General features: G+C 67.2%; 3 protein-coding genes. 2 read left to right on the plus strand and 1 reads right to left on the minus strand.

What is annotated here, in order from left to right:
- Positions 1 to 164: 164 nt before the first annotated feature.
- Positions 165 to 1037 carry a DNA-methyltransferase gene (locus ACKAE7_RS20515; RefSeq protein WP_408980161.1) on the plus strand — a complete coding sequence of 291 codons (873 nt, stop codon included), beginning with the start codon at positions 165 to 167 and terminating at the stop codon, positions 1035 to 1037.
- 57 nt (positions 1038 to 1094) lie between these two features.
- Here ACKAE7_RS20515 and ACKAE7_RS20520 read toward each other — a convergent pair whose 3' ends face one another.
- Positions 1095 to 1946: a PHP domain-containing protein gene (locus tag ACKAE7_RS20520; protein WP_408980162.1), complete on the minus strand. Its 852-nt coding sequence runs from the start codon at positions 1944 to 1946 to the stop codon at positions 1095 to 1097.
- A gap of 125 nt (positions 1947 to 2071) precedes the next feature.
- Between ACKAE7_RS20520 and ACKAE7_RS20525 the strand changes: the two genes are divergently transcribed.
- A complete protein-coding gene (locus ACKAE7_RS20525) occupies positions 2072 to 3658 on the plus strand; it encodes an aminopeptidase P family protein (RefSeq protein WP_408980163.1) in 1587 nt (528 codons plus the stop codon).
- The last annotated feature ends 182 nt before the right edge of the window (positions 3659 to 3840 follow it).

Here is a 3840-nt window from a genome sequence, read left to right on the forward strand (position 1 = left end):
GGCTGCTCGGCCTCGGTTGCTGCCGGAGCGTCACCGGCAGCAACCGAGGCCGAGCAGCCCTCACGCACCCGGCGCCCCCGCACCCGCACCCGACGCCGCAACGGTGAAGTGGTGGGCGGCGGGAACGCCGCACAATCCGGCAGCACCGAGGCCTAACACCCTTCATGACTGACACTGTCTGGGCGCCGGACGGCAGCAGCCTGGTGGTCCACGCGGACAACGCGGACTTCCTCCCCTCGCTGCCGGACGGCGCCTTCACACTTATCTACGTGGACCCCCCGTTCAACACGGGCCGGACCCAGCGGCGGCAGCAGACCACCATGGTGGCCAACGCGGACGGCACCGGCGACCGCGTCGGCTTCAAGGGGCGCTCCTACGACACCATCAAAGGCGCGCTCCACCGCTACGACGACGCCTTCAGCGACTACTGGTCCTTCCTGGAGCCGCGGCTCGTGGAGGCGTGGCGGCTGCTGGCGGAGGACGGCACCCTGTACCTGCACCTCGATTACCGCGAGGTGCACTACGCCAAAGTGATGCTGGATGCGATCTTCGGCCGTGAATGCTTCCTGAACGAGATCATCTGGGCCTACGACTACGGCGCCCGGGCCAAGAACCGCTGGCCCACCAAGCATGACAACATCCTGGTGTACGTCAAGAATCCCGCGAAGTACCACTTCAACAGCGCCGAGGTGGACCGTGAACCGTACATGGCACCGGGCCTTGTCACGCCTGCCAAACGCGAACTTGGCAAACTGCCCACGGACGTCTGGTGGCATACCATCGTCTCGCCCACCGGCAAGGAAAAGACCGGGTACCCGACGCAAAAGCCGGAGGGCCTCATCCGCCGGGTTGTGGCGGCGTCCAGCCGGCCCGGTGACTGGTGCCTGGACTTCTTCGCCGGTTCCGGAACCCTGGGTGCGGTGGCCGCAAAGATGGACCGCAGGTTTGTGTGTGTGGACCAGAACCAGCCGGCCATCGACATCATGGCCCAGCGCCTGGGTGCCCACGCCCAATTCACGTCGTTCCCGCCCAAGTAGGTAGCGCTAAGTGTCGTTTTGAGCCCTGAAAACGACACTTAGCGCTACTTAGTTGGGTCAGAACGGACGGATGACGGAGGTCCCTGACCCCAGTTCCTCGATCCGCGCCAGGACGTCCGGCTCGGTGAGGTTCTCCCCCAGCAGGTTGGGTTTGCCGGTGCCGTGATAGTCCGATGATCCGGTAATCAGGAGGTCGTGCTTGCCGGCGAGCCGCCGCAGGAACCGGCGCCCCTCTTCCGGATTGTCACGATGGTTGATCTCCAGGCCCGCCAGGCCGGCGTCGATCATCTCCTGGTACACCCGCTCACCTACGATCCTGCCGCGGGAGGACGCCACGGGGTGGGCGAAGACAGGGACCCCGCCGGCGGCACGGACCAGTTCGACGGCGATGGCCGGCGCGGGTGCGTAGTGCTGGATGAAGTAGCGCGAGCGTGAGGTGAGGATGGAGGCAAAGGCCTCGGAGCGGTCCTCCACCACCCCGGCGGCCACGAGGGCGTCCGCGATGTGGGGCCGGCCGAGGGTCGCGCCCGGGGCGACATGGTGGATGACGTCGTCCCAGGTGAGGGGGTAGTCCTCCGCAAGCAGGGTGACCATGCGCTCGGCACGGGTATGCCGCGCGTCCTTGGCCTTGGTGATTTCCTCCAGTAGTCCCGGATGCTTCGGGTCGTGCAGATAGCTCAGGAGGTGGACGCTGATGCCCTCCTCCGTCCGGCAGGAAACCTCCATCCCGGGGACCAGGGCTACTCCGTGCTCAACGGCCGCAGCAGAGGCCGCATCCCAGCCCGCCGTGGAATCGTGGTCCGTCAGCGCTATGACGTCCAGGCCCGCGCGGGCGGCGGAAGCCATGACGTCTGCGGGATTCTCGGTGCCGTCCGAGACATTGGAGTGGGCATGCAGGTCGATCCTCACCTGTCCAGACTAGTTGACCCGGCGTTCACCCTGCGTATGCCCGGCCGCAACTCCCCGGTACCGGCCCCGCCCACACGGGGCTCCGCCTGTTCGCGCAGCCGCGGAGCTGGTGAGACGATGGTGCGGTGAAAGATGCCGAAAACACCCCCACCTCTGCTTCCCAGCCGTTGGAGGAGCGCGTCAACAACCGCTCGCAGCGGCCCAGTTCCGACGCTTTCAGGGCCTTCATGGCCGGCAACTGGGCGCCCGCGAGCCAGGAGCTCCCGGCACGTGACGCCGTAGCCGGCTACGCCTCGGCCCGGCGCAGGGCAATCTCCGGACAGTTCAAGGGCGAACGCCTGGTGATCCCCGCCGGCCCGCTGAAAGTCCGCTCCAACGATTGCGACTACCGTTTCCGCCCCCACTCCGGATTCGCGCACCTCACCGGGCTCGGCCTCGACCACGAGCCTGATGCCGTCCTGATCCTTGAACCGGTCGGGGAAGGAAAAGGCGACGACGGCGGCCACCACCGGGCGACGCTCTACTTCCGGCCGCTGGCAGGGCGGGACACGGAACAGTTCTACGCAGACTCCCGGGCCGGCGAGTTCTGGATCGGTGCGCGTCCCACCCTGGCCGAGTTCGAGGCACGCCTCGGCCTGGCAACGGCACACATCGACCAGCTGGAGACAGCCATCACCAAGGACGTGGGCGCCCCGGAAATCGGCGGCATCTCCATCCGCCTGGTCCGCAAGGTGGATGAGAACATCGACGCGCTGGTGGACACCGCCCGCTACAACACGGCAAAGGACCCGGACAACCTGGACCTCGCCGTCCTCGATGCCCTGGACGAAAAGCTGAGCGAAGCCCTCTCCGAACTGCGCCTGCTCAAGGACGACTGGGAGATCGAGCAAATGAAGCTCGCCGTGGCTGCCACCGTTGAAGGGTTCGAGGAAGTAGTGAAAGTCCTGCCGCGCGCCCTCACGCATGCCCGCGGCGAGCGCGTGGTGGAAGGCGCCTTCTTCGCCCGGGCACGCGAGGTGGGGAACGAGCTGGGATACGACACCATCGCGGCCTCCGGCAACAACGCCACAGTGCTGCACTGGACCCGCAATACCGGGAAGATCCACGCCGGAGAGCTCCTCCTGCTGGACGCCGGCGTGGAAGCGGATTCCCTGTACACGGCGGACATTACCCGCACCCTTCCCGCCGGCGGCGTGTTCACCGACATCCAGCGCAAAGTGTACGAAGCGGTGCTTGACGCGGCCGACGCCGGGTTTGCCGCCGCGCAGCCCGGGGCGAAGTTCCGCGACATCCACACCGCAGCCACCACCGTCCTGGCCGAGCGGCTTGCGGAGTGGGGGCTCCTCCCGGTGACGGTGGAGGAGGCCATCAGTCCCGAGGGCCAGCAGCACCGCCGCTGGATGCCGCACGGCACCAGCCACCACCTGGGGCTGGACGTCCACGACTGCGCCCAGGCCAAACGGGAACTCTACTTGGACGGCATCCTCACCGAAGGAATGGTCTTCACCATCGAACCCGGCCTGTACTTCAAGGCCGAGGACCTGGCGATCCCGGAGGAATACCGCGGAATCGGCGTCAGGATTGAGGACGACGTCCTGATGACCGCTGACGGCCCGGTCAACCTGAGCGCTGCCCTGCCGCGCAAGGCCGAAGACGTGCAGGACTGGATGGCGGGCATCTACCGCGAAGCCGACGGAGCCCCGGAAGCGTAAGCAAAGATGAAAAAGCGGGGCTGCCGGAACACATGTTCCGGCAGCCCCGCTTTTGTTTGCCCGTCAGGCCGCTGCGGGCTATTGCCGCGGCTCGCCCGGGTGCTGCTCAGGAGCGTGCCCGGGTGCGTCCGGCTGGCCGTCAACCCGCTGCCCCTGCGGGGCTTGCTGGCCTGCGTCCGGGT

Origin of the sequence: Pseudarthrobacter sp. NKDBFgelt, from assembly GCF_046097905.1 — a bacterium.
GTDB lineage: Bacteria > Actinomycetota > Actinomycetes > Actinomycetales > Micrococcaceae > Arthrobacter > Arthrobacter polychromogenes.

Coding starts and splice junctions, on each gene's coding strand:
- ACKAE7_RS20515 (WP_408980161.1), top strand. CDS start 165: ATGACTGACACTGTCTGGGCGCCGGACGGCAGCAGCCTGGTGGTCCAC.